Consider the following 23,630-nt stretch of genomic DNA (forward strand, 5'->3'; position numbering starts at 1 on the left):
TGCCTTTAACGCAGGCCTTGGTAACTTGGAGAAAATCAAATAATAATTCCGGGGCGTCACGGGCAGAAGGAAAAGACATGCGGCTCATTTGTCCAAAATGCGATGCGCAATATAACGTGGCCGATGACGCGATCCCCAAGGGGGGGCGCGACGTGCAGTGCTCGACCTGCGGGCATACGTGGTTCCAGACGGAAATGTCGCGCGTTCTTTCGCGGCCGGTGTCGCGGGTCCTGTCACGCCCGATCCCGACGGCGGTAAAGTCGGAACCGCGCGAGGCCGCGATGGCCACGTCCCGCGACGTGGCGGCCTATGATGTGCCGCACAAGCACAAGGAACCAAGCAAGGTCGATGGCCCGCGCCATCGTCCGGTGGATGAAAACATCGCAAGGATCCTGCGCGAAGAGGCAGGCCGCGAGCACGATGTCCCCGCCCCGACCAAGACCCAGACGCCGCCGCCGCCCAAAACCTCGGAAAGCAAGCCTGTGGCAGCGACTGTCGACAAGGATGAAACGCGGCAGCGCATCGCCAGCCTGACCGAGACCGAAGGCGGCACGCGGACGGGCGAAAAGCCGACGTTCGCGGCAGTGACCACAGGCAACCCGCGCGCGGTGCCAAGCCTGTCCGAGATCAACGGCGTGTTGCGCGCCCGCGAGAGCCATAGCGCCAACGCCGAACTGACCGAAGCCGAGCGGATCGAGGCCGTCCGCCGCCGTGGCTTCAGGCGCGGGTTCTTCACCGTGCTGTTGCTGTTTGCCGTGGCGATCATCCCTTACGTCCTGGCCGATGAGATCGTCGCGAACCTGCCGCAATCGCGCGAGACGATGACCGGTTACGTCATGGTTGTGGACCAGTTGCGCGTCACGATGAATGCCACGATTTCAGGCATCATCGAAAGTCTGCGCGCCCTGACCGGTCAGGGCTAGGCTGACCGACTGACCGACTTACCGACCGACCGACCTAGAATTGGTCCAACAGGCGGCGCAGATAGTCGCGTTCGATCTCGGGGCGGTCCTGTTCCGCTGAACGGCGGCGCAATTCGTCCAAAAGCTCTTCTGCACGGCGGTTGATATCGAGATTGCCCAGAAGGTTCTGGTCGGTGCCAAGCTGACCGGTATTGCCCATCTCGCGCCCCAGCGGATCGCGCTGGTTGCCGTCCCGACTGTTGGACGCCTGCCCCTGTTCGGCGCCCTGACCCGGTTGCGCGTTCTGATTTTCGGCCAGGGCCTGCCCAAGCTCGCGCATGCCGTTGCGCAGCGCATCCATCGCCTCGGCCTGACGGTCGATTGCCCCGGGCAGATCGCCCTCGCGCAGGGCCTGTTCGGCCCCGTCCATGGCACCTTCGGCACGGTCGAGCGACTGGCGGGCGGCATCGCCGGCGTCGCCCGGCAGATTGGGCAGACCTTCCCGCTGGCGCTGCAATTCCTCGCGCAGCGCCTGCTGGCGGTCGGCCAGTCCGCGCGCGTCGCCTTCGCCGCCCGCGCCATTGTCGCGCTCTTCGCCGCTGCGCGAGTCGTCACCGACGCCTTGCCCCTGACCTGACTGGCCACCCTGACCCGGCTGGTCGCCGCTTTGGCCCTGCTGGCCTTGCGGTTGTCCCTCGCTCTGGCCCTGGCCCTGTTGACCCTGCTGGCCGGGCTGGTTCCGCTCGCCACGCTGGCCTTCGCCCTGTTGCTGCAAATCACGGAACGCGTCGTCGGACAGATCTTGCTGATCACGCAGGGTTTCGGCCAGATCCTGCATCGACTGCTGGCCCGGGGTCTGCGGGCCGTCGCCGCCTTCACCTTGGGTCACGCGCAGGTTTTCCATCAACTGGTTCAGCTGGTCCATCAGCTCTTGCGCTTCGGCCATCCGGCCTTCCTGCATCAGCTCTTCGATCCGGTCCATCAGGGCCTGCAATTCATCCATGCCCATCGTCTGGCCCTGCTGGCCGTTGTCGGCCATATCCGTGCCATCGCCCGGCTCGGCCTGTTCGGCCAGCATCCGCAGATAATCATTCGTCGCCTCGCGCAGTTCCTGCATCAGTTCGGCGATTTCTTCGTCCGAGGCACCGTTGCGCATCGCCTCGGCCAGCCGTTCCTGCGCGCGGCGCAGGCGTTCGCGGGCATCGGCAAGGCGGCCATCCTCAAGCTGGATCGCAAGATCCCACATCGCCTCGACGATTTCGGCCTGCCCTTCGTCGGTCATGCCGAATTCGGCCATGTTGTCGAGCCGCCGGATGATGGTGCGCATCCGCAGATAGATGGTTTCGCTGGTAAAGAAGCCTTCGGGCTGGTTCGAGACCGCCCGCAGGATCTGGTTCACGCGGCGGGCGTTGGCCTTGGACCACATCAGGTCGCGGCGCTGTTCGATCACGGCGCGGGCCAGCGGCTGAAAGAAACGCCGCCCGGGCAGGATCAGGCTTTCCGGCTCGGAAACGCCCACCTGCCCTGCAGCATCCGTCACTTCGAGTAGCATCGTCACGGGCAGGTTGGCCAGCGGGTGCTGGCTCAGATCGTCGATCAGCGTCTCTTCGAATTCTTCGCGATTGCCGGTAAAGGGCATCGGCAGATCCAGCACCAGCGGTTCCATCGGGTCGGGATCAATCGTCAGGCCGTGGCGGCGATCCACCGCCGTCAGATCAAGCGTGATCGTGGCCGTGCCGAAATCCACGCCATAGTCGTCCGACGCCGCGAAGGGTTGCGACATCTCGCCCATCGCGTCCGCCTCGATCGGGGCGGTCAGTGCGACGGTCGGCGGTATGTCGTCGATGGCGGTGATCTGCCACGCGGTTTCGGTGGGACCGAGGATCGACAGGGTGCCGGACTGCGTGATCTCGAACTCTTGCTGCGGGTCTGATGCCGGCGCGACCTCTCCGGTGCGGCCCGACACGGTTTCGGCCACGGTCAGCGCACCGACCTCGCCGTAAAGGCGCAAGGTCACCTGACTGCCCACAGGCACGCGCAAGGGACCGGCGGGGATATCGGCAAGATAGATCGAAGGCCGCCCGGTATAGGCGGGCGGTTGCACCCAGCCTTCCCAGACAGGCCCGGTTGCAAGCGTCTGGTCCTGTGTGGCGACCATCTCGCCCACAGAGCCGACGCGCAACAGCGATCCGAAGAACAGCGCGGTCACAAAGAACAAAAGGGCCACGAACCGCAGGCCATAAGGATCGCGGTCCGCAACGCGCAGGTCCGGCGCGACCAGCCGCGCATCCCTGGTGCGGGCTTCCATCCGTGCGACATGGGCCCGCCAGACCGCCTCAGAGGCCGGATCACCCCCGCCGATGGCTTGCTTATCCGCAATCGCGGCGATCGGACGGCCCGGCAGGGTCGCATCGACGCGGGCCAGCGCCTCGGCCTCGGACGGCAGACGGAAACGGCGGATGCCCCAGACAAGGGATGCAAGCAGCGCGATCACAGCGACGACGCCGCCACCCCAGAAGACCTCGAGCGGGGCAATATCGTGCCAGCCGAACATCAGCGGCGCCAGTATGAAGAATACCGCAGTCCAGAACGGCCAGAAGGCGCGCACGACTTCCTCGGCCACCATCCCCAGACGGGTGGCTTTCACGGGCAGGCGCAAATGGCGCAGGGTATCTTGCTGATCTCTCAGCGGTCCATCTCCTTGAACGTCGAACGCGGACTGCCGTCGTCAGCCCCAGAGAGTCAGACCAACCACTCGGGCAGCGTATCGCGTGCGATCATCTCTTCATAGGTAGGGCGTGCGCGAATAACTGCAAATTGATCCCCATCGACCAGAACCTCGGGGATCAGCGGGCGGGAATTGTATTCCGAGGCCATCACTGCGCCGTAAGCCCCGGCAGAGCGGAAGGCCACCAGATCGCCCGGCCCGACGGCAGGCATCACGCGGCCCTTGGCAAAGGTATCGCCGCTTTCGCAGACCGGCCCGACGATATCGTATTTGGCAGGCTCGGCCCCCGCACCCTGTTCGATCACCGGCACGATATCGTGGTGGGCGTCATACATGGCCGGACGGATCAGGTCGTTCATCGCGCCGTCGAGTATAAGGAAATCGCGGTCTTCGCCCGACTTGACGTAAATCACCCTGGAGACCATCAGCCCCGCATTGCCGGAAATCAGGCGGCCCGGTTCGATCTCGATCTCGCAGCCCAGATGCCCGACGGTGCGCCGGATCAGATCGCCATAGTCCGACGGCAAAGGCGGCGCCTCGTTCGACCGCGCATAGGGAATCCCCAAGCCACCCCCCAGATCGAGACGGGTGATCTCGTGCCCGTCGGCGCGCAGCGTCTCGGTCAGTTCCGCCACTTTGCGATATGCTGCCTCGAAGGGCGCAAGCTCGGTCAGTTGCGAGCCGATATGCACGTCGATCCCGATGACCTTGAGCCCCGGCAGTTTGGCCGCCATCGCATAGACCGCGCGCGCACGGCTGATCGGGATGCCGAACTTGTTTTCCGACTTGCCCGTGGCGATCTTGGCATGGGTCTTGGCGTCCACATCGGGGTTCACCCGCACCGTGATGGGGGCCACGACGCCCAACGATTGGGCCACCTGATCCAGCACCGCCATCTCGGGCTCGCTTTCGACGTTGAACTGGCGGATGCCGCCTTGCAGCGCCAGACGCATTTCATCCGCCGTCTTACCGACGCCCGAGAAGACGATCCGTTCCCCCGGCACGCCGGCCGCCTTGGCGCGCAGGTATTCCCCGCCCGAGACCACATCCATCCCCGCGCCCGCATCGCCCAGCGTCTTGAGGATCGCCTGATTGGACAGCGACTTCATCGCAAAGCAGACAAGGTGGTCGGTCCACGACAGCGCCTCGTCAAAGAGCGTGAAATGGCGTTTCAGCGTGGCCGTGGAATAGACGTAGAACGGCGTGCCGACCGCCGCCGCAATCTCGGCAATGGCGACATCCTCGGCGTGGAGCGCGCCGTCACGATAGAGAAAATGATCCACAGCTTACGTCCTTTTCAAAGCCGAAGAGGGACATAGCAGAATGGCGAGGAAGACCAACCCTGTTTCGCGGGCTATCCCTTGCGGTCCCGCAGATAGAGATAGAGCGGCAAGCCGCAACTGACCCCGATGCAATAGGTCGCGGGGATCGCCAGCAGGCGCAGCCAGTCGCGCTTGGCAAAGGCTTCGTAGATCACCCAGATCGTCAGCGTGACGGCGGCGACGGTCAGGTCCCATACCAGCCCGCTGGTTGCCGCGTTGACGTGCCAGGCATCCACCATCGCCATGATCGACCAGCCGTTTTCCTGAAACCAGCTGATGAAATAATACATCGGATGGATCGTGCCCCAGACGGCTAAGGCCAGCCAGACAAATCGCATCAGAAGCCGACCCCGACAGACACGGTGCCGTTCGACGCGCCGACGCTGCCGCCGGTGCTGACGCCTCCGGTCCCGGCAGAGACACCGAACGATGCATTCGGCGTGAACGGCGCGCCGTCTGCACCACAGGCCGCAAGCGCCATCAATCCGATGACCAGAACAATCCGTTTCATTCCAACACCTCTTTCCAATGCGCGACCTGCGCGCGGACGTTGACGGGCGCGGTGCCGCCAAAGCTGGTGCGCGACGCGACCGAGTTCTCGACCCCTAGCACATCGAAGACATCCGCGCGGATGCCCGCGTGAACCGATCGCATGTCGGCCAGCGACAGGTCGGGCAGATCGCAGCCCTTGCCCTCTGCCATCGCCACCAGCGATCCGGTCACGTGATGCGCCTCGCGGAATGGTAGCCCAAGTTCCCGCACCAGCCAATCGGCCAGATCGGTCGCGGTCGAAAATCCGCTGGAGGCGGCGGCTTTCAGGTTGTCCACCTGCGCGGTCATATCCGCCACCATCCCCGTCATCGCGGCCAGCGCCAGCATCAGGTTGTCGGCGGCATCGAAGGTCTGTTCCTTGTCTTCCTGCATGTCCTTGGAATAGGTCAGCGGCAGCCCCTTCATCACCGTCATCAGCGCGACATTCGCCCCGAAGATCCGCCCGATCTTGGCGCGGATCAGCTCGGCCGCGTCGGGGTTGCGCTTTTGCGGCATGATGGACGATCCCGTCGACCACTTGTCCGACATCTTGACGAACCGGAACTGCGCCGAGGACCAGATCACCAGCTCTTCGGCCAGACGGCTGAGGTGCATCGCGCAGATGCTGGCAGAGGCCAGAAACTCCAGCGCGAAATCGCGGTCCGAGACGGCATCGAGCGAGTTCGCCATCGGGCGGTCGAAGCCCAGCGCCTTGGCCGTCATCTCGCGGTCGATCGGGAAGGAGGTGCCGCCAAGCGCCGCCGCCCCAAGCGGCGAGGTATTCATCCGCGCCCGCGCATCGGCGAACCGCGACCGGTCCCGCGCGAACATTTCCACATAGGCCAGCATATGGTGGCCCCAGGTCACGGGCTGTGCTGTCTGCAAATGCGTAAAGCCGGGCATGACCCAATCGGCCCCCGCCTCGGCCTGTCCCAGCAGCGCCTTTTGCAGCGCAGCCAAGGCCGCATCCGCCTGATCGCATTGGTCGCGCACCCAAAGGCGGAAATCGACCGCGACCTGATCATTGCGCGACCGCGCCGTGTGCAGACGTCCCGCCGGTTCGCCGATCACCTCTTTCAGCCGCGCCTCGACGTTCATGTGGATATCTTCAAGGGCCGCCGAAAACGGAAAATCCCCCGTTTCAATCTCTGACAATACGGTGAGAAGGCCTTCCCTGATCGTCTCGGCGTCTTTATCGGTAATGATGCCTGTGGCGGCGAGCATCGCGGCATGGGCACGCGAACCTGCGATATCCTGTGGCGCAAGACGGCGGTCATATCCGATCGAGGCATTGATCGCCTCCATGATCGCGTCCGGTCCGGCGGCAAAACGCCCGCCCCACATGGTGTTTGCAGATTTGGTCATGAAGGAAAGCCTATGCGCAAGATTGTCGTCGCCCTGCTTTATACGGCCCTCTGGGGTCTTGCAAACATTGCCCATGCGGACATGGCGGCGATTGCCGACATGCGGACGGGGGACATGCGCAAGCTGGTGATCCACAGCGCACCCTGGGAAGGCTCGGATACGGCCTTCACTGCCGAGGACGGCGGGCAGATGACGCTTGCGGATTACGAGGGGCAGATTGTCGTGCTGAACTTCTGGGCGACGTGGTGTGCCCCCTGCCGCAAAGAGATGCCCTATCTGTCGACCCTGCAAGCGCGGATGGGCGGTGATGACCTGCAAGTCGTGACGGTTGCCACGGGCCGCAACCCGCGCCCCGCGATGGAACGCTTCCTTGCGGAGATCGGCGTCGACAACCTGCCGCTACACACCGACGAACGGCAGGCGCTGACCCGCAGCATGGGTGTGCTGGGCCTGCCCGCGACGATCATCCTCGACCGCGAGGGGCGCGAGCTGGCGCGGATGCAGGGCGAGGCCGACTGGGCAAGCGATAACGCCATGGCGATCCTGACCGAGATCATGGCGCTGGACGACTAGCCTTGTCCGGCAAGCGCCGGGTTCTAGGCATGTCCCGCCGTCGCCGACAGCAACAGCGGATCGATCCCCATCAGGCGCAGCGCCTCGCACCACTTCTTGTCATCCGGCGTGCAAAAGACCAGCTTTTCGGTCGGCATGCAGGTCAGCCAGCCATTCTGTCCGATCTCGTATTCCAACTGCCCCGGCCCCCACCCCGCATAGCCCAGCGCCAGCAACGACGCGGCCGGACCTGCGCCGCGGGCGATATCTTCCAGCACTTGCAAGGTTGCCGTCATGCGAAACTGCGGTGTGACGTTCAACGTCCCTTCGGCGCAGGCATAGTCGGCGGAATGAAGAACAAAGCCGCGTTGCTGCTCGACCGGTCCGCCATAATGCACCGAAGGTGTGGGCACACCGCGCGTGCGGGGAATCTCCAACTGCTCCAGCAGGGCCGCGAACCCCAACTCGGGCTGCGGGCGGTTGATGATCAGACCCATGCCGCCCTCGTCGGAATGGGAACACATCAGAATGACGGACCGCACAAAGCGCGGGTCCGCCATATCGGGCATGGCGATCAGCAGCTTTCCGGTGAGGTCCTGTTCGTAAGTCGTCATGACCGCAGCATGTGTGGCAATTCTGCGTGAGGCAAGCGGGAAGATTGCAGGCTCTGGCGTAATCGTGACTTCCCATTGCGTAAGCTTTGGATCACTTACGGCGCATGAAAGCAGTCTCGCCCCTTGCTCTTTGTCTGGCCCTGTCGCCCCTGACGGCGATGGCGCAGTCCTATGATGATTTGGCCAAGATCGAACTGCTGCCCGGATGGCGGACCGAGACGGGCGATCACATCGCGGCGCTTCGGATCACGCTGCAACCGGGCTGGGTGACATATTGGCGCGCGCCGGGCGATGCGGGCATTCCGCCGCAGATCACTTTTCGTGGCGACCCGACGATCACCTCGATCACGCCGCGCTGGCCCACGCCCGCTGTCTTCGGCGAGGACGGGATGTTGTCGATCGGCTATCATGACGGCGTGACGGTGCCGCTGGAGGTGGCGCTGGCCGACAACGCAGGCGCGGTCGCGGTGGCGGGCGAAATCACCATCGGGGTATGCGAGGAAATCTGCATCCCCGTGACGATGGATTTCAACGCGCTGTTGCCTGAGACAGGCAGCCCCCATGCCGCGATTGCCGCGTCACTCGCACAGCAACCGATCACGGCGGCGGCCGCAGATGTAGGGGCGGTGACCTGCGCGATTGCGCCGCTTGAGGATGGCTTGCAGGTGACGGCCCGTATCGACATCGACCAGCGCAGCACCGACGAACATGTCGTGATCGAAGCGGCGGACCCGCGTGTCTGGGTGTCAGAGGCCGATGTCAGCCGGATCGGCGATATGCTGACGGCCACGGTCGAGATGATCCATCCCTCGGGTCAGCCCTTTGCGCTGGAACGCAGCACGATGCGCATCACTGTCCTTGGCGGCGGCCCTGCCGTCGATATCCGGGGCTGCAGCGCGGGCTAGGTCCGCAGACGGCGCGCACCCTGCGCCAGTCCGGCCAGCACATAGATCAGCACCAACAGGGTGATCAGACCGGTCACGAAGACCGCAAAGGCAGGGGCAAATCCGCCCGCCAGCATCGGCAGGACCGATGCGAGGGGTGCCAAGGGTTCGCCCGTGATGATCAGCGGCGCAACAGTCACCCCGAACAGCCCCAGAGCGCCCAGCGCCCCGATCCCCGCCGGTGCGAACATGGCCAGCCTGCGCCCGCGCAACGCGCGCTTGGCAGACCCGATCTGCCGCGCGAAATCGGCCTGCATCGCCAAGATCGACGGCACGATCAGCAAGACCAGCACCATCCCGAAGCCCAGCCCGAAGACCAGCGTGATCACGGTCGGCTTGAGGAACTCTGCCTGCGTCGACCCTTCATAGAGCAGCGGCGTCAGCCCCAGCACCGTTGTCAGCGTCGTCAGCATCACAGGGCGCAAGCGATCGACGGTGCCATCGATGATGGCAGGCACCAGCCCGCGATCTTCAGCATATTCATCGATCGTCGTGACCAGCACGATACTGTCGTTGATGATGATCCCGACCATGCCGATCAGACCGACGACGGTGAACAGGCTCATCGGGATGTCCCAGACGTAATGGCCGTAGATCGTGCCGATCAAGGCGAATGGAATGATCGACATGACGACCACGGGCCGCGTCCAACTGCCGAAGATCCACGCCAGTGTCAGGTAAATCCCCAGCAGCACCAGGATCAGTCCGGTCTGCGCATCGGCGAGGAAGGCCCTTTCCTGCTCGCTCTGGCCGGAAAGCTGGGTCTCGATGGCGAAATCGCTTTCGATCTGCGGCAGGATGGTTTCGGTGATGATGGCCTGGATCTCTGTGGCACGGGCCGCGTCGTCATCGTCCAGATCGCCCGTGACCGAGATTAGCTGCACGCCGTTCTCGCGCCGCACGGTGGAAAAGCCGGTGCGACTGTCGACCGTCACCACATCGGCAAGCGCAACATATTCACCGCCCGGCGTGCGGATCTGCGTGCGGTCCACGAAATCCGCCGAAAGCTCGTCCGATGGCAGTTCCACCCGCACCGTGGCCGAGCGCAGCCCGTCAGGGAAACTCGCCGCCTCGATCCCGCCAAGGCGGTTGCGCAGGATGCGGCCCAGCCCGTCGATGTTCAGACCCAGCGCCTCGCCCTGCGGGGTCAGTTGCAGGATCAGTTCTTCCTTGTCGTAGGACAGGTTGTCCTCAAGCCCCGAGACTTCGGGGAATTGCGCCAGCGCGGTTTTCAGCGCCTCTGCCGCTGCCTTCAGGGTCTCGCTGTCGCCGCCGATCAACTGGATCGCCAGACTGTCGGCACCGGGACCAGAGCCCCAACTGCGGAAGCTGACGGTTTCAGCCATCGGGTGCTGGACGATACTGTCCTGAAGGGCGCTGACAAAGGCAAAGCTGCTGTAGGGGCGGCTGTCGGCATCGATCAGTTCGATCGTGATGGACCCAAGCTGGTCAGGCTCTTTCGTGTCCGAACCCGCGATGGGCCGGCCCGAGTTCCCGCCGATCTGGGCGACCACGAATTTCAGCGGATTGGTGCCATGTTCGGCCTCGTATTGCGCGCCCAGCGCCTCGGTCGCGCGCTGCATCTCGCGCATCATCGCGATGGAATCCTCGCGCGTGGCGCCGGGCAGCATGGCGAAGTTGCCCGTCACCTGGCTTTGTTCGGGCGCGTTGAAGAAACGCCAGGTCACGTCGCCTTTGATAAACAGCGTGATCTGGCTGGCAAGAACGACCAGTGCCATAGCGACCACCGGATAGCGCGCTTTGATGACCAGCCCCATGAAGGGGCGGAAGAGGCGCGCCTTGAACCAGTCAAGGCCACGGTTCATGGTCCGCGAGGGCAGGTCGTACCAATGCTCTTTCGCGGAATGGCGCATCGAATGGGCAAGGTGGTTCGGCAGGATCAGGAAACACTCGACCAATGACGCGATCAGCACCACGATCACCGTGAAAGGAATGTCCGAGATCAGGTCCCCGAAGCGCCCGCCGATGGCCACCAGACCGAAGAAGGCGATGATCGTCGTGATCGTGGCCGAGAAGACCGGGCTGAACATGCGGTTCGCCGCCCGTTCCGCCGCAACCGTGGGGTCTTCGCCCAGATGCCGCGCGCGGAAGTCCGCGTGTTCGCCGACCACAATCGCATCGTCCACCACGATCCCCAGCGTGATGATCAGCGCGAAAAGCGAGATCATGTTGATCGTGATGCCCGCAGCATACATCAGCGCGATTGCCGCCAGCATGGCCACGGGAATCCCGAAGGCCACCCAAAAGGCCGTGCGCGCGTTCAGGAACAGAAACAACAGCGTCACGACCAGAAAAAGACCGGTCAGACCATTGTTCACCAGGATATCGAGGCGCCCCGTGATCAGTTCTGCCCGTGCATTCGTCAGTTCGATGGTCACGCCTGTCGGCATGGAGGCAGAGAGTTCCCGCGCCACCTCTTGCACCGTCTGCTGCATCCCGATGGCATCCCCCTGCGCCGAGCGCAGCACACGCACGGTAATCGCCGGATTTTCACCGACGAAGAAGGCCCTTTCGCGGTCAGTGCCCTCGACCCGGATGGTCGCCACATCGGCAATCGTCAGTTGCGATCCGTCAGGATTGGACCGCAGCACGATGGCCCCGATATCCTCGGCGGTGCGTCTGGCCACGCCGGTCCTGATCCTTGCGGCGTTCGAGACATCGCCCGCGGGATTTGCTGCCGCCTCTTCGCCGATGCGGGCGGCGATATCGGCAAGCCCGATGTCATACTGGATCAGCGAGATCGACGGAACCTCGACAATCGTCGATGGCGCGGCCACGCCCTCGACGAAGACCTGTGTGACACCTTCAAGGAACAGGCGCGCGGCCAGTTCATCGGCAAAGCGGCCCAATTGGTCCACACTGACCGGACCGCTGATCACCACATCGGTCACACGGTCCGACCAGCCGCCACGGCGCAACACCGGATCCTCGGCATCGGCGGGCAGATTGACGGCGCCGTCCAGGGCAAGCTGCACGTCTTCGGCGGCACGGTCGATGTCATAGCCCGGTGCGAATTCAAGCTGGATCGACGCGCGCCCCTCGCGCGAGGTGGCATTCGACGCCGTGACGCCTTCGACCGCCAGAAGCACAGGGTCAAGCACCTGCACCACAGCCGCGTCCACATCCTCGGCCCCGGCCCCGGCCCATGTCACCGAGACCGTCAGATCGTCGACCACCACGTCGGGAAAGAACTGCGCGCGCATGTTCGGGATCGCCAAGATGCCCGCCACAAGCATCAGCACCAACAGCAGGTTCGCCGCCGTGCCGTGCCGCGTGAAATAGGACAGGATACCCCCTGCCCGTGCCGTCAGTCTTTCGCCACCGGTGACCATCAGCTCCCCATCCTGCTTTCCAGACGGGTGACCGTTTCGGAACTGACCTCGTCCGCCTCGAGCTGGCTGATGATCCGTGCTTTCACGTCATCCGGCATCTGACCGTCCGAGACGAAGGCGATCAGCCGCGCGCGGCGGTCCGGATCAAGGGTGATCATCTCGGGCTCGGGTGCCGCCTCGACCCGGCCGGGCTGAATCGGACGAACGCGGATGCCCGCACCCAACAGCGGCGAGCGCTCGGCCACGATGACGGCGCCTGCCGCATCGCCCGCGTCGATGATCACGTCATCACCCTGACGGCGCAGCAACCGGACCTGCGCCACGCTCAGCCGGTCGTCCTCACCCACGACAAGGACCGTTTCATCAGGTGCGACCGCAGCGGCCGGAACCAGCACCACGCCGGTCAGCGCCGGTTCGGCGATACGGACCGTCACGAAATCGCCGGGGCGGAACCCCGCGGCATCATCGATGCTGGCAAAGAGCAGCCGTCCGGTCTGGCCCGCGCCCACGGTCGCGCCTTCACGGATGATCGTGCCGGTTGCCTGCAGATCGACGCCCGAAACCTCGAGCACCACCTCGACAGGTGCGCGGATCAATGCCCCGTCCTGCAACAGGCGGGCGTATTGCGCGGTTGAAACCCGGAACGCCACCTCGAGCGCGGTGGGGTCGACCAGTTGTGCAAAGCGTTCGTTCGCGGTCACGCGCCCGCCGGGGCTGATCGTGACCTCGGCCAGCGTGCCGTCGAAGGCGGCGGTGATCACCGTCTCGGCCAGATCGCGTTCCGCTTCGGCAAGGCCGATCTCGGCGCGCGCCAGCCGCGTGGTGGCCTGATCGATGCGCGCCTGCGCCGACGCCAGCGCCTGCCTGCGTGTCAGAACCGATGCTTCGGCGGAAGACAGCGCAAGCTCGGCGGCTTCCACGGCGGCAGCCGTGCCGACGCCACGGGTTTCGAGATCGCGGGCACGGATCAGCGCCTGATCGCGCAGGTCAGCCTGCTGTCTGGCGGCTGTCAGTTCATCATCGGCCAGCGTCAGCGCGCGTTCCGCATCGCGCACTTCCGCCTGTGCATCCTGCAGATCGGCGACTGCGCGGTCGCGTGCCGCCTCGGCTTGCGAGGGGTCAATCCGCATCAGCACCTGACCCGCTGTCACGGCCCCGCCCTCGACCAGATCGGCACTTGCCTCAAGAACCGTTCCACCGGTCGCGCTGCGCAGATCCAGCGTGCGGCGGCTGCGCAACTCGCCGAAAGCGACCAGTTCAGGGGTCAGCACCTGCGGTTCCAGTGTCACCACGTTGACAGCGATCACACGCTCGCTTTGAGGAAAGCTGCGCGGTTCTTCGTTCAGGCGCGCGACAACCGCGCCACGCACCATTTCACCCGCCCAGGCAATCAGGGCAAGTGTCGTGGCCAGCAGGAAGATGCCTGTCAGGCTGCGACGGAGAAACCGCATATCGGGATCCTTGTTGCTTTCGACAGGAAACTAGCCTGCACGCGAGGTGTTTCCACTTCTACGCACAGGCCTGCTATTTCCGGCGCAGATGTTCGTCCAGACGCGGCATGATTTCCACAAAATTGCACGGGCGATGGCGATAATCGAGCTGTCTGACCAAAATTTCATCCCAGGCGTCCTTGCAGGCCCCGGGCGAGCCGGGCAGCGCAAAAAGATAGGTCCCCTGCGCCACGCCCGCGGTTGCACGGCTTTGCACGGCGCTGGTGCCGATCTTCTGCATGGATACGATGGTGAAGACCATGCCGAAGGCGTCGATTTCCTTTTCATAGACATCGCGATGCGCCTCGACCGTCACATCGCGCCCCGTCAGACCGGTCCCCCCGGTAGAGATGATCACATCGACACCGTCATCCGCGCACCACGCGCGCAACTGATCGGCGATCAGCGCCCTCTCGTCAGGCAGGATCTTGCGGGCGACCAATGCGTGACCCGCGCCTTCGATCCGGTCGACAAGCGTCTGGCCGGATTTGTCATCGGCCATCTGGCGCGTGTCACTGACCGTCAGCACGGCGATGCGCACAGGCAGAAAATCCTTGGTTTCGTCGATCCGGCTCATGGCGATCTCATTTGGCTGGGTTGGGGACCGGCAGGCAGAGGGTGGACGATATCCCCACATTCCCTGCCGCTCGTTCGTTGTTGAAAATACACCATCACGTTGTCAGCAATCGCGCCCTGAGGTCCAACAGGTCCGCCCAGGTCTCGCGTTTGGCGATGGGGTTGCGCAAAAGATAGGCGGGGTGAAGCATCGGCAGGCAGGGCTTGCCCAGCACCTCGGTCCACTGGCCACGCATCCGCGTGATGCCCGTTCGCCCCAGCAGGGCCTGACAGGGGGTGTTGCCCATCAGCACGATCACCTGCGGGTCAGCCAAGGTGATGTGCCGCTCAAGAAACGGCAGCATCATCGCGATTTCGGTCGCGTCCGGCGTCCGGTTCGACGGCGGCCGCCATGGCAGGACGTTGGTGATGTAAAGCGCCAGAGCCGGATCTTCCTGCGCGCGTCCCATCCCGATGGCGTCGAACATCCGGTCCAGCAACTGCCCCGCACGGCCCACGAAGGGCTTGCCGGCGCGGTCCTCTTCGCGGCCGGGTGCCTCGCCCACGATCATCACGCGGGCAGCGGGGTTCCCGTCCGAGAACACGAACGACCGCGCCCCGCGCTTGAGTTCGCAATGATCAAAGGCCTCCATCGCGGTCGCCAAGGCGGACAGGTCCTGCGCCATGGCCGCCGCCTGCCCTGCAATGACGACAGCATTCAACGCCACTTGCATCGGCGGTTCGGGCGGCTGCGGTGTCTGGGGTGTCTGGGGCGTGACGCTGGGCTTTGCGGCTGGCCTGACCGCCTCCAGCGCGTAGCGGTCTAGCGGCGCGTCCAGAATGGCCTCGGTCGCGCCAAGCTCGACCTGCCATTCCAGCAGCGCGCGATCACGCCAATATGTGTTGCCCGATTCCATCGCGTCCAACCTATGCCGGATTGCGGGAAAAGTGCACGCCCTCTGCCATTGAAGCGCGCATCCGCCCCGCCTATAAGGCCCGTAAGGTCGGAACGAGGGCACCTGATGACATTTCGCGCCAAGCATCTTCTGGGGATCGAGCACCTTCACCCGGCCGAGATCACGACGCTACTGGACCTCGCCGACCGCTATGCCGAGCATAACCGCAAGGGCATCGCCCACCGCGATGTGCTGGCCGGGCTGACCCAGATCAACATGTTTTTCGAGAATTCCACCCGCACACAGGCCAGTTTCGAACTGGCTGGCATGCGGCTTGGGGCGGATGTGATGAACATGGGGATGCAGGCCTCGTCCATCAAAAAGGGCGAAACGCTGATCGACACGGCGCTGACACTGAACGCCATGCGCCCCGACTTGCTGGTGGTGCGGCATCCGCAATCGGGCGCTGTCGATCTGCTTGCGCAAAAGGTCGACTGCGCCGTCCTGAATGCGGGCGACGGCAGGCACGAGCATCCCACGCAGGCGCTGCTCGATGCGCTGACGATCCGGCGCGAGAAAGGGCGTCTGCACCGCCTGTCCATCGCCATCTGCGGTGACATCGCCAACAGCCGCGTGGCGCGCTCGAATATCATGCTCTTGGGCAAGATGGAAAACCGCATCCGCCTGATCGCCCCGCCGACACTGATGCCGACGGGCATCGGCGACTTCGGCGTCGAGATCTTCGAGAACATGGAAGAAGGCCTGCGCGACGTGGATGTCGTGATGATGCTGCGGCTTCAGAAGGAACGCATGGACGGCGGTTTCATCCCTTCGGAGCGCGAATACTTTCACCGCTACGGGCTGGATGCCGCAAAGCTGGCCCATGCCAAGCCCGATGCCATCGTCATGCACCCCGGACCGATGAACCGCGGGGTCGAGATCGATGGCAATATCGCCGACGACATCAACCGCAGCGTCATTCAGGAACAGGTCGAGATGGGCGTCGCCGTGCGCATGGCCGCGATGGACCTGCTGGCGCAGAACCTGCGCAAGTCGCGCGGCCCGAAGGCGGTGATGGTGTGACGACAATCAGGATTCCCCAAACCGACCACGGCCAGATCAGGGTCTTTGCCACCGACATGACATTGCCGCAGGAGGTCCTGCGCAAAACGCCAAAGGGGATGCTTGCGCTCTTTGGTGCACCGCTGAACCCCGATTTTGTCGATATCGTGCGGATCGACGACCTGATGGGCATGTCGCTGACCCGCTACATCCACGAAGGCTATGACATGGCACCCGATCCCGTCGATGCGGCGCGGGTCGATCAGATCACCGGCCATGCGGTGCTGGTCCTGTCGCGGGCCACGGGCGGGACGGAAACCCGCCTCGCACCCGGCTTCGGCCTGAAGCACATCACGACCTATGCGCCCGGACCGGACGTCACCCTGCCTGAGGCGCTGTCGTCCGAAAGCGCGCGGGGCACGATCCCCGCAGCGCAGGCCAAGCCTGCGAAATCCAACGCGCGGATCGGCGGCATGGTCGCAATGGCCGCCCTTCTGGTGATGTTCCTTCTGGTCGGCCTGATGGTTCTGGTGGGGGGATGAAGAAGACGATGTCCCAAGCCAAGGATCAGACAGGATGACCACGACCCTCTTCGTCAACGCACGGCTGATCGACCCCGTAGCCCTGAGCGATGCGCCGGGGGCGCTTTTGGTCCGTGACGGCAGGATCGCCGAGGTCTTCGAGACCGACCATCCCAAGGTCAGGGCCGATCGGACGGTCGATTGCGGCGGCATGTGCCTTGCGCCGGGGATCATCGACATCGGCGTCAAGATCTCGGAACCCGGCGAGCGGCACAAGGAAAGCTTCCGCTCGGCGGGGCGCGCGGCGGCTGCGGGCGGCGTGACCACCATCGTCACACGGCCCGACACCTTGCCTGCCATCGACACGCCCGAGACGCTGGAATTCGTGGAACGGCGCGCGCAGGCGGACGCGCCTGTGCATGTGCTGCCCATGGCCGCCCTGACCAAGGGGCGGCAAGGGCGCGAGATGACCGAGATCGGTCTTCTGCTGGATGCGGGTGCCGTTGCCTTCACCGATTGCGACAACGTGGTCACCAACACCAAGGCGCTTCAGCGGGCGCTGACCTATGCGCGCTCGCTTGACGCATTGGTGATCGGGCATGTGCAGGAACCTGTCCTGTCCGATGGTGCCGTGGCCACATCCGGGAAATTCGCCTCGCTGCGCGGGCTGCCCGCCGTCAGCCCCATGGCCGAGCGCATGGGCCTCGACCGCGACATCAGCCTGCTGGAAATGACCGGCGCGCGCTATCATGTGGACCAGATCACGACGGCCCGCGCCCTGCCCGCGCTGGAACGCGCCAAGCGGAACGGCCTGCGGATCACCGCCGGCGTCGGCGTGCATCACCTGACCCTGAACGAGTTGGACGTCGCCGACTACCGCACCTTCTTCAAGCTCAAGCCGCCCCTGCGCAGCGAGGATGACCGCCTCTCCGTTGTGCAGGCCGTCAATGACGGGCTGATCGACGTGATCTGTTCGATGCACACCCCGCAGGACGAGGAAAGCAAGAGGCTGCCCTTCGAAGAAGCCGCCAGCGGCGCTGTCGGGCTGGAAACGCTGCTGCCCGCCGCGCTTCGGCTTTATCACGCCGAGCTTGTGGACCTGCCGCGCCTCTTCCGCGCGCTGGCGCTGAACCCTGCCCGCATCCTTGGTCTGCCTGCAGGGCGACTGCTGCCCGATGCGCCTGCCGATCTGATCCTTTTCGATCCCGACACCCCGTTCCAGCTGGACCGCGCGACACTGCACTCGAAATCCAAGAACACGCCCTTCGACGGGGCCCGGATGGAGGGGCGCGTGCTGGGGACATGGGTGGACGGAACGCAAGTCTGGGGGAACGACTGATGCCGATGATCGAGAACCTCTCCGTCGCACTGGGGCTGGCCGCCGTCTTCGGCTACCTGCTGGGGTCGGTTTCGGGGGGGATGATCATGGCCCGCATGATGAACCTCGGCAACCTGCGCGAGATCGGCTCGGGGAACATCGGGGCGACCAATGTGCTGCGCACCGGCAACAAGAAGGCGGCGGCACTGACGCTGGTTTTCGATGCCGCCAAGGGGGCGATTGCCGTGCTGCTGGCCCGCGTTCTTTTCTCTGAAGAGGCGGCACAGATCGCAGGGCTGGCCGCCTTTTTCGGGCACTGCTTTCCCGTCTGGCTGGGGTTCAAGGGCGGCAAGGGGGTCGCGACCTATTTCGGCGTCATCTGGGCGCTGGCATGGCCGATGGGGGCTGCGGCCAGCCTGATCTGGCTCTTGATCGCAATCCTGACCCGCTATTCGTCACTTGCCGCACTGGTCGCGGCCGGATGGGTGCCGGTGGTGATGAGCTTTACCGGATATGGCGATCTCTTCCTTCTCGGGATCGTGATGGCGCTGCTGCTTTACGTCCGCCACTGGGGCAATGTCCGGCGGCTTCGGGCGGGCACGGAACCCAAGATCGGCGCCAAACCCGTCGCTAAAAGCTGACGCGCGCCTTTCCGTTATTATTGGCCCATAAATATCCCCGCGGCATCCGACAGCGCACCCCAATGCAAGCTCAGTAGCTGTAATCGGCATAAATGCGCTTGAGGTCACCGTTCCAGTCGGTGCGATACCGCCGCAAAAGCTCGTCCGCGGGTGTCTCGCCTGTTTCGATGGTGTCTTTCAGCGCATTCAGGAAATGTGTCTCATCCGGCACCATGCCATCCGCACCGGGCCGCGCCCGCGCCTTGAGGCCCGCTTCGGAAATGGCCACGACCTCGCGCGCCAGATCATGCATGTCGATCCCGTCCACCTGCGCCTGCAATCCGTCGACCGAGGCCGCCACCCGCAGCGCGTCCCGCTGCGCGGCGGTCCAGCCCTTGCAAAGGTCCCATGCGGCATCGAGGGCGGTCTGGTCATACATCAGCCCCGTCCAAAGCGCAGGCAACGCACAAAGCCTGCGCCACGGGCCGCCATCGGCCCCGCGCATCTCGATGAACTGCTTCATGCGCGCTTCGGGGAAGACCGTGGTCAGATGGTCCGCCCAGTCGGACAGCAGCGGCTTTTCACCCGGCAGCGCGGGCAATTCGCCTTTCAGGAAGTCGCGGAAGGACATGCCCAGCGCGTCGATATACTTGCCGTCGCGGTAGACGAAATACATCGGCACATCGAGCACCCATTCCACCCAGGCTTCGAACCCGAATCCTTCCTCGAAGACGAAAGGCAGCATCCCGGTGCGCGCATCATCCAGCGACCGCCATATGCGGCTGCGCCATGACTTGTGGCCGTTGATCTTGCCCTCGAAGAAGGGCGAGTTGGCGAAAAGCGCGATGGCCACCGGCTGCAAGGCCAGTGCCACGCGCATCTTCTGCACCATGTCGGCCTCGGACCCGAAATCGAGGTTCACCTGCACGGTGCAGGTCCGGCGCATCATCGCCGTGCCCATCGTGCCGACCTTTTCCATGTAGTTGTTCATCAGCTTGTAGCGGCCCTTGGGCATGAGCGGCATTTCCTCATGCATCCATTCGGGGGCGGCACCCAGCCCGATGAACCCCACGCCGATCTCGTCCGAGACGGATTTCACCTCGGCCAGATGGCTGTTCACCTCGTCGCAGGTCTGGTGGATCGTCTCAAGCGGCGCGCCTGACAGTTCCAGCGCCCCACCCGGTTCGAGACTGACGTTCGCCCCGTCCTTGGTCAGACCGATGATCTTGCCATCTTCCTCGACACGGTCCCAGCCGAAGCGGGTCTCCAGCCCCTGCAGTACCGCCTTGATGGAACGGTCGCCGTCATAGGGCAATGGGCGCAGCGTATCCTTGCAATAGCCGAACTTCTCGTGCTCGGTCCCGATCCGCCATGCCTCTTTGGGCTTGCAGCCCTTTTCCAGCAGGTCGGCAAGCTGGCTGTAGTCTTCGATGGGCGCGCCGCCGGACTGGGGAATGGACATGGGATGAACCTCGCGATGAATGCTGGGACCGTAGCTGTGGCGGGTCCGGCGTCAATGGTCAATGCAACAGTGGCCGTGTCCGCTGCCAGATCACCACGCGCGCATCAGGTGTGCGGGAAAGCACATCCAGCATGGATTGGGTCCTGATGTCGGGCAAGGCGGCGAAAACGTCGAAAAGCGCTTCGGCGCCCGTGGCATTGACAGGGATCGCCAGATGCTGACCACCCTGACCGGTCAGCACCCAACTGGGCGAGGGATAACTGGTCGGGTCGATTTCAAGCCTGATCAGGTCGTCCACATCCATCACCCCGCCGTCCAGCGGTCCGAAATAGGCAAACCGCCTTTCGCGCACCTGCACCACGCCGGGGCCGTCCTCGCCCTGCCGGAACCGTGCGCGTTGCAGGCCGGCGATGGTCCAGATGACGCCACCTGCCAGCATCAGCCATCCGATCCACGACAGGATGCCAAAGCGCGTCAGCCCCCAATAAAGCCCCAGCAGCGCAACGCCCCCGCCCATCAGCGCATCGCGAAACCGCCAAAGCTGGGCCTTGGCCTCGGGGCGCAGGAAATCAGCCATGGATCACCTGCGGGGACCCGAAGACCAGCACCGAGAATGCGCCGACCCGCCGGAAGCCGATCGCCTGATAGGCGCGCGCGGCATTGTCGGACGCCGCGAACAGCACCGCCGTGCCGACGCCATTGGCCCGCGCCTCGGCCAGATGCAGCGCCACCGCCCGCCGTGCAAGGCCCTGCCTGCGCAGGACAGGCGGGACGTAGACGCCTCCGATCTGAACGGCCTCGGGCAGGTCCGCGTTGAAGCCTGTCATGGCCACGGGCGATCCGTCCCGTAGCAAGACCCTGTGGCTACCCGCCGCGATGTAGTTGTCGACATCCTGCACCGCCTTCGCGTCCCCGTCCTCGCCGGGGACCTGCATCACTTCCATGATGTAGGCAGCGCGCCAGCGGGTCGCAATATCGCGGAACGCGGCATCCAGCGGCACCAGCCGGAAACCCGCCTTATCGGGTATGACCAGATCGGCCAGTGGCAAGGTGAACTGCGGTTCGGTCGTATCGAGCGCCTTGGCATCCGGATCAAGCGCAAGGCACCGCCTGAGTGCTGCGACCTGATCTTCGGCACCCAAAAGCCCCTTGATCGCTTGCCCTGCAAGCACGGCTGCAAGTGCACCCCAAGGTCCGGTAGGGCATTGCGGAAACAGAAACCCCTCGTCGCTGAGGCCCAGCGCATCGGTGATCCGCCCGTCCCGCCAGTTCAGCCAGAAGGACATCGCCCGCCCATGCCCGCCCGCCATGCCATAGCGGCGCAGGTTCGACAGCGGGAACATCGACGTGGTGATGTGCTGGCGCAGGAAGACCTCGACCGCAGGGCGGTCCGCCTTGGTTGCAAGGATCACGCCCAGTCCCCCAGGGCCTGTTGCCAGACCGTCAGCGCCGCGACCGCCGCCGTATCCGCCCGCAGGATGCGCGGGCCCAAACTGACGGGATGGGCAAAGGGCAGGCCGCGCAAGAGGTCGCGCTCTGCGGGCGAGAACCCGCCCTCGGGTCCGATCAGGATCGCCCAAGGCCCGCGCAGGTCCGGCAGGGCCACAGGGTCACCGATCAACACCTCGTCGCAGAACATCAATTGGCGGTCGGCGGGCCAGGTCTTCAGAATGGCGCCAAGTTTCGCCAGTTCATCCACCGGCGGCACGAATGTCCCGCCGCATTGCTCGGCCGCTTCGACCGCATGGGCCTGCAACTTGTCCTGCCGGACGCGGTTGGCCGCCTGCGTGTAGTCGGTCTGCACCGGCAGCACCCGCGCGGCCCCCATCTCGACCGCCTTTTCCACGATGAAGGCCGTGCGCTCTTTGCGGATCGGCGCGAAGAGAAACCACAGGTCGGGCGGCGGCTGCAAAGCTGCCGTCTGCACCTGACAAAGAAGGATGCCGCCCTTCTTGCCCGCCTGTTCCACGCTGGCGTCCCATTCCCCGTCGCGGCCGTTGATCAATGAGACCACGTCGCCCGCACCCAGCCGCATCACGCCGAATAGGTAATGCGCCTGTTCGCGCGTCAGCGGAACAGATTGCCCTTCCCCCAACGGGTGCTCTACATAAAGCCGGACCTTGGATGCCATGGGGCGGACAATATGACCGAGAGCGCCGAAGGGCCAGACAAGAACGATGATACGAACGCCGACAAGAACGGCAGCGTCGCGGATGCACCGCCCGACAACTGGGTGGACCGCTTCGCGCCCGTGGCAACCCGCGGATATCTGCGGCTAAGCCGCGCCGACCGGCCGATCGGGACGTGGCTGCTCTATCTGCCGTGCCTCTGGGGTCTGTCGCTTGCGATGCTGGCGACCGATAGCGCCAGCACACGCGATCTGTGGACGATTGTCGGCTGCGGGATCGGGGCGTTCCTGATGCGCGGGGCGGGCTGCACGTGGAACGACATCACCGACCGCGATTTCGACGGGGCGGTGGCACGAACACGGTCGCGGCCCATTCCGTCGGGTCAGGTCACGGTGCGCGGCGCGTTGATCTGGATGATCGCACAATCGCTGCTGGCCTTCGTGATTCTGATCACCTTCACCCCGACCGCCATCGCGCTGGGCGTGCTCGCCCTGCTCCCGGTCGCTGTCTATCCTTTCGCCAAGCGGTTCACGTGGTGGCCGCAGGTCTTTCTGGGCTTGGCCTTCAACTGGGGTGCCCTTCTGGCATGGGCGGCGCATACCGACAGCATCGGGCCGGTGCCGCTGGTCCTATACGCGGCAGGGATCGCCTGGACCCTGTTCTATGACACCATCTACGCCCATCAGGACGCCGAGGATGATGCCCTGATCGGCATCAAGTCCACCGCCCGCCTGTTCGGTGACCAGTCGCGCAAATGGCTGCGGCTGTTCCTGACCGTCACCATCATCCTTTTCGGGCTGGCGGTGGTCCTTGCGGCACACGACAGGTCGGCCCTGTCTCTGGTCATCGCGATCGGCGGTCCATGGGCGCTTGGCTGGCACCTGACATGGCAGCTCAGCCGGTTCGATGCGAACGACAACGCCGGTCTCTTGCGGCTCTTCCGGTCGAACCGGAACGCGGGTCTGATCCCCCTGCCGTTTTTCGCCGTTGCCCTTTTGGTGTGATTGCGCCCGCTACGGTCTGGCCCTATGCAAGGACCACCGCAATCCCGGAGCATCATGCGTCTCTCTGCCATCTTCCTGCGCCTTGTCGTCTTCGCCGCCGCCGGCAGCCTGGCCTATCTCGCCGCACGGACCCTTGTGCGCGAGGTCGAGGAACGATCCGTCATCGCGGTGCAGGAAAACCTTGCCGATCAGGGATATGACTGGGCATCGGTGCTGGGCGACGGGCTGCAGGTGATCCTCGAAGGCGACGCCCCGACCGAGG

The 23,630-nt window shown here is 64.6% G+C and carries 22 protein-coding genes and 1 pseudogene; 9 read left to right on the forward strand and 14 right to left on the reverse strand.

The features are described from left to right. Positions 1 to 77 precede the first annotated feature (77 nt). A complete protein-coding gene (locus V7N12_RS00610; RefSeq protein ID WP_333711930.1) occupies positions 78 to 923 on the forward strand; it encodes a zinc-ribbon domain-containing protein in 846 nt (281 codons plus the stop codon). A 34-nt stretch (positions 924 to 957) separates the two neighbouring features. On the opposite strand, the gene V7N12_RS00615 is transcribed toward V7N12_RS00610, so the two are convergent. From V7N12_RS00615 to argH, 5 genes are all read right to left on the reverse strand, one after another. Then, positions 958 to 3,555 (reverse strand): TIGR02302 family protein, encoded by a 2,598-nt coding sequence (locus V7N12_RS00615; protein WP_333712009.1) that lies wholly within the window; start codon positions 3,553 to 3,555, stop codon positions 958 to 960. An 89-nt stretch (positions 3,556 to 3,644) separates the two neighbouring features. Continuing rightward, the gene (lysA, locus tag V7N12_RS00620; RefSeq protein WP_333711931.1) at positions 3,645 to 4,913 is read right to left on the reverse strand and encodes a diaminopimelate decarboxylase; all 1,269 of its coding nucleotides are present in this window, start codon (positions 4,911 to 4,913) and stop codon (positions 3,645 to 3,647) included. Positions 4,914 to 4,984: 71 nt separating this feature from the next. Beyond that, positions 4,985 to 5,290 (reverse strand): DUF2834 domain-containing protein, encoded by a 306-nt coding sequence (locus V7N12_RS00625; RefSeq protein WP_333711932.1) that lies wholly within the window; start codon positions 5,288 to 5,290, stop codon positions 4,985 to 4,987. After that, complete coding sequence (locus V7N12_RS00630) at positions 5,290 to 5,463, reverse strand: hypothetical protein (protein ID WP_333711934.1); 174 nt, start codon at positions 5,461 to 5,463, stop codon at positions 5,290 to 5,292. The genes V7N12_RS00625 and V7N12_RS00630 overlap by 1 nt, the downstream gene beginning before the upstream one ends. Then, the gene (argH, locus tag V7N12_RS00635) at positions 5,460 to 6,848 is read right to left on the reverse strand and encodes an argininosuccinate lyase (RefSeq protein WP_333711936.1); all 1,389 of its coding nucleotides are present in this window, start codon (positions 6,846 to 6,848) and stop codon (positions 5,460 to 5,462) included. Before argH ends, V7N12_RS00630 begins: the two co-directional genes overlap by 4 nt. A gap of 12 nt (positions 6,849 to 6,860) precedes the next feature. On the opposite strand from argH, the gene V7N12_RS00640 reads away from it, so the two are divergent. After that, positions 6,861 to 7,421, forward strand: coding sequence for a TlpA disulfide reductase family protein (locus V7N12_RS00640; protein ID WP_333711938.1), 561 nt, complete (start codon positions 6,861 to 6,863; stop codon positions 7,419 to 7,421). A 23-nt stretch (positions 7,422 to 7,444) separates the two neighbouring features. Here the strand turns inward: V7N12_RS00640 and V7N12_RS00645 are convergent, their stop codons facing one another. After that, on the reverse strand, positions 7,445 to 8,014 hold the full coding sequence (locus V7N12_RS00645) for a YqgE/AlgH family protein (protein ID WP_333711939.1): 570 nt from the start codon (positions 8,012 to 8,014) through the stop codon (positions 7,445 to 7,447). A gap of 104 nt (positions 8,015 to 8,118) precedes the next feature. On the opposite strand from V7N12_RS00645, the gene V7N12_RS00650 reads away from it, so the two are divergent. Further along, positions 8,119 to 8,919, forward strand: coding sequence for a protein-disulfide reductase DsbD domain-containing protein (locus V7N12_RS00650; protein WP_333711940.1), 801 nt, complete (start codon positions 8,119 to 8,121; stop codon positions 8,917 to 8,919). On the opposite strand, the gene V7N12_RS00655 is transcribed toward V7N12_RS00650, so the two are convergent. The 4 genes from V7N12_RS00655 to V7N12_RS00670 all read right to left on the reverse strand — a co-directional run bounded on the left by V7N12_RS00655 (position 8,916) and on the right by V7N12_RS00670 (position 15,273). Continuing rightward, positions 8,916 to 12,311: an efflux RND transporter permease subunit gene (locus V7N12_RS00655; protein WP_333711941.1), complete on the reverse strand. Its 3,396-nt coding sequence runs from the start codon at positions 12,309 to 12,311 to the stop codon at positions 8,916 to 8,918. The genes V7N12_RS00650 and V7N12_RS00655 overlap by 4 nt on opposite strands. Further along, positions 12,311 to 13,762 (reverse strand): efflux RND transporter periplasmic adaptor subunit, encoded by a 1,452-nt coding sequence (locus tag V7N12_RS00660; protein ID WP_333711943.1) that lies wholly within the window; start codon positions 13,760 to 13,762, stop codon positions 12,311 to 12,313. The genes V7N12_RS00655 and V7N12_RS00660 overlap by 1 nt, the downstream gene beginning before the upstream one ends. A 73-nt stretch (positions 13,763 to 13,835) precedes the next feature. Beyond that, the gene (gene moaB / locus V7N12_RS00665; RefSeq protein ID WP_333711944.1) at positions 13,836 to 14,378 is read right to left on the reverse strand and encodes a molybdenum cofactor biosynthesis protein B; all 543 of its coding nucleotides are present in this window, start codon (positions 14,376 to 14,378) and stop codon (positions 13,836 to 13,838) included. Positions 14,379 to 14,472: 94 nt separating this feature from the next. Further along, the gene (locus V7N12_RS00670; protein ID WP_333711945.1) at positions 14,473 to 15,273 is read right to left on the reverse strand and encodes a uracil-DNA glycosylase; all 801 of its coding nucleotides are present in this window, start codon (positions 15,271 to 15,273) and stop codon (positions 14,473 to 14,475) included. Between the two features lie 105 nt (positions 15,274 to 15,378). On the opposite strand from V7N12_RS00670, the gene V7N12_RS00675 reads away from it, so the two are divergent. The 4 genes from V7N12_RS00675 to plsY are packed head-to-tail and all read left to right on the forward strand — an operon-like array spanning position 15,379 to position 18,794. Continuing rightward, positions 15,379 to 16,335: an aspartate carbamoyltransferase catalytic subunit gene (locus V7N12_RS00675; protein ID WP_333711947.1), complete on the forward strand. Its 957-nt coding sequence runs from the start codon at positions 15,379 to 15,381 to the stop codon at positions 16,333 to 16,335. Beyond that, complete coding sequence (locus tag V7N12_RS00680; RefSeq protein WP_333711949.1) at positions 16,332 to 16,856, forward strand: hypothetical protein; 525 nt, start codon at positions 16,332 to 16,334, stop codon at positions 16,854 to 16,856. Before V7N12_RS00675 ends, V7N12_RS00680 begins: the two co-directional genes overlap by 4 nt. Positions 16,857 to 16,890: 34 nt before the next feature. After that, positions 16,891 to 18,174 (forward strand): dihydroorotase, encoded by a 1,284-nt coding sequence (pyrC, locus tag V7N12_RS00685; RefSeq protein ID WP_333711951.1) that lies wholly within the window; start codon positions 16,891 to 16,893, stop codon positions 18,172 to 18,174. Further along, positions 18,174 to 18,794: a glycerol-3-phosphate 1-O-acyltransferase PlsY gene (gene plsY / locus V7N12_RS00690; protein WP_333711953.1), complete on the forward strand. Its 621-nt coding sequence runs from the start codon at positions 18,174 to 18,176 to the stop codon at positions 18,792 to 18,794. Before pyrC ends, plsY begins: the two co-directional genes overlap by 1 nt. A 70-nt stretch (positions 18,795 to 18,864) precedes the next feature. Here the strand turns inward: plsY and V7N12_RS00695 are convergent, their stop codons facing one another. Genes V7N12_RS00695 through V7N12_RS00710 form a run of 4 tightly spaced genes read right to left on the reverse strand, consistent with a single transcriptional unit; the run spans position 18,865 to position 22,366 of the window. Next, positions 18,865 to 20,235 carry a glutamate--cysteine ligase gene (locus V7N12_RS00695; protein WP_333711954.1) on the reverse strand — a complete coding sequence of 457 codons (1,371 nt, stop codon included), beginning with the start codon at positions 20,233 to 20,235 and terminating at the stop codon, positions 18,865 to 18,867. A 58-nt stretch (positions 20,236 to 20,293) separates the two neighbouring features. Further along, a complete protein-coding gene (locus V7N12_RS00700; RefSeq protein WP_333711955.1) occupies positions 20,294 to 20,812 on the reverse strand; it encodes a hypothetical protein in 519 nt (172 codons plus the stop codon). After that, the gene (locus V7N12_RS00705; protein WP_333711956.1) at positions 20,805 to 21,647 is read right to left on the reverse strand and encodes a GNAT family N-acetyltransferase; all 843 of its coding nucleotides are present in this window, start codon (positions 21,645 to 21,647) and stop codon (positions 20,805 to 20,807) included. Before V7N12_RS00705 ends, V7N12_RS00700 begins: the two co-directional genes overlap by 8 nt. Next, positions 21,644 to 22,366, reverse strand: a complete 723-nt coding sequence (locus tag V7N12_RS00710; RefSeq protein WP_333711957.1) for a 16S rRNA (uracil(1498)-N(3))-methyltransferase — start codon at positions 22,364 to 22,366, stop codon at positions 21,644 to 21,646. Before V7N12_RS00710 ends, V7N12_RS00705 begins: the two co-directional genes overlap by 4 nt. Before the next feature lie 12 nt (positions 22,367 to 22,378). Here V7N12_RS00710 and ubiA point away from each other — a divergent pair, with 12 nt between their 5' ends. Both ubiA and V7N12_RS00720 read left to right on the forward strand, forming a co-directional pair. Beyond that, positions 22,379 to 23,368 carry a 4-hydroxybenzoate octaprenyltransferase gene (gene ubiA / locus V7N12_RS00715; protein ID WP_333711958.1) on the forward strand — a complete coding sequence of 330 codons (990 nt, stop codon included), beginning with the start codon at positions 22,379 to 22,381 and terminating at the stop codon, positions 23,366 to 23,368. Positions 23,369 to 23,422: 54 nt separating this feature from the next. Continuing rightward, a pseudogene (locus tag V7N12_RS00720) lies at positions 23,423 to 23,630 on the forward strand (OmpA family protein); the annotation flags it as partial.

The organism is Yoonia sp. (assembly GCF_036770585.1).
Taxonomy (GTDB): Bacteria; Pseudomonadota; Alphaproteobacteria; order Rhodobacterales; family Rhodobacteraceae; genus Yoonia.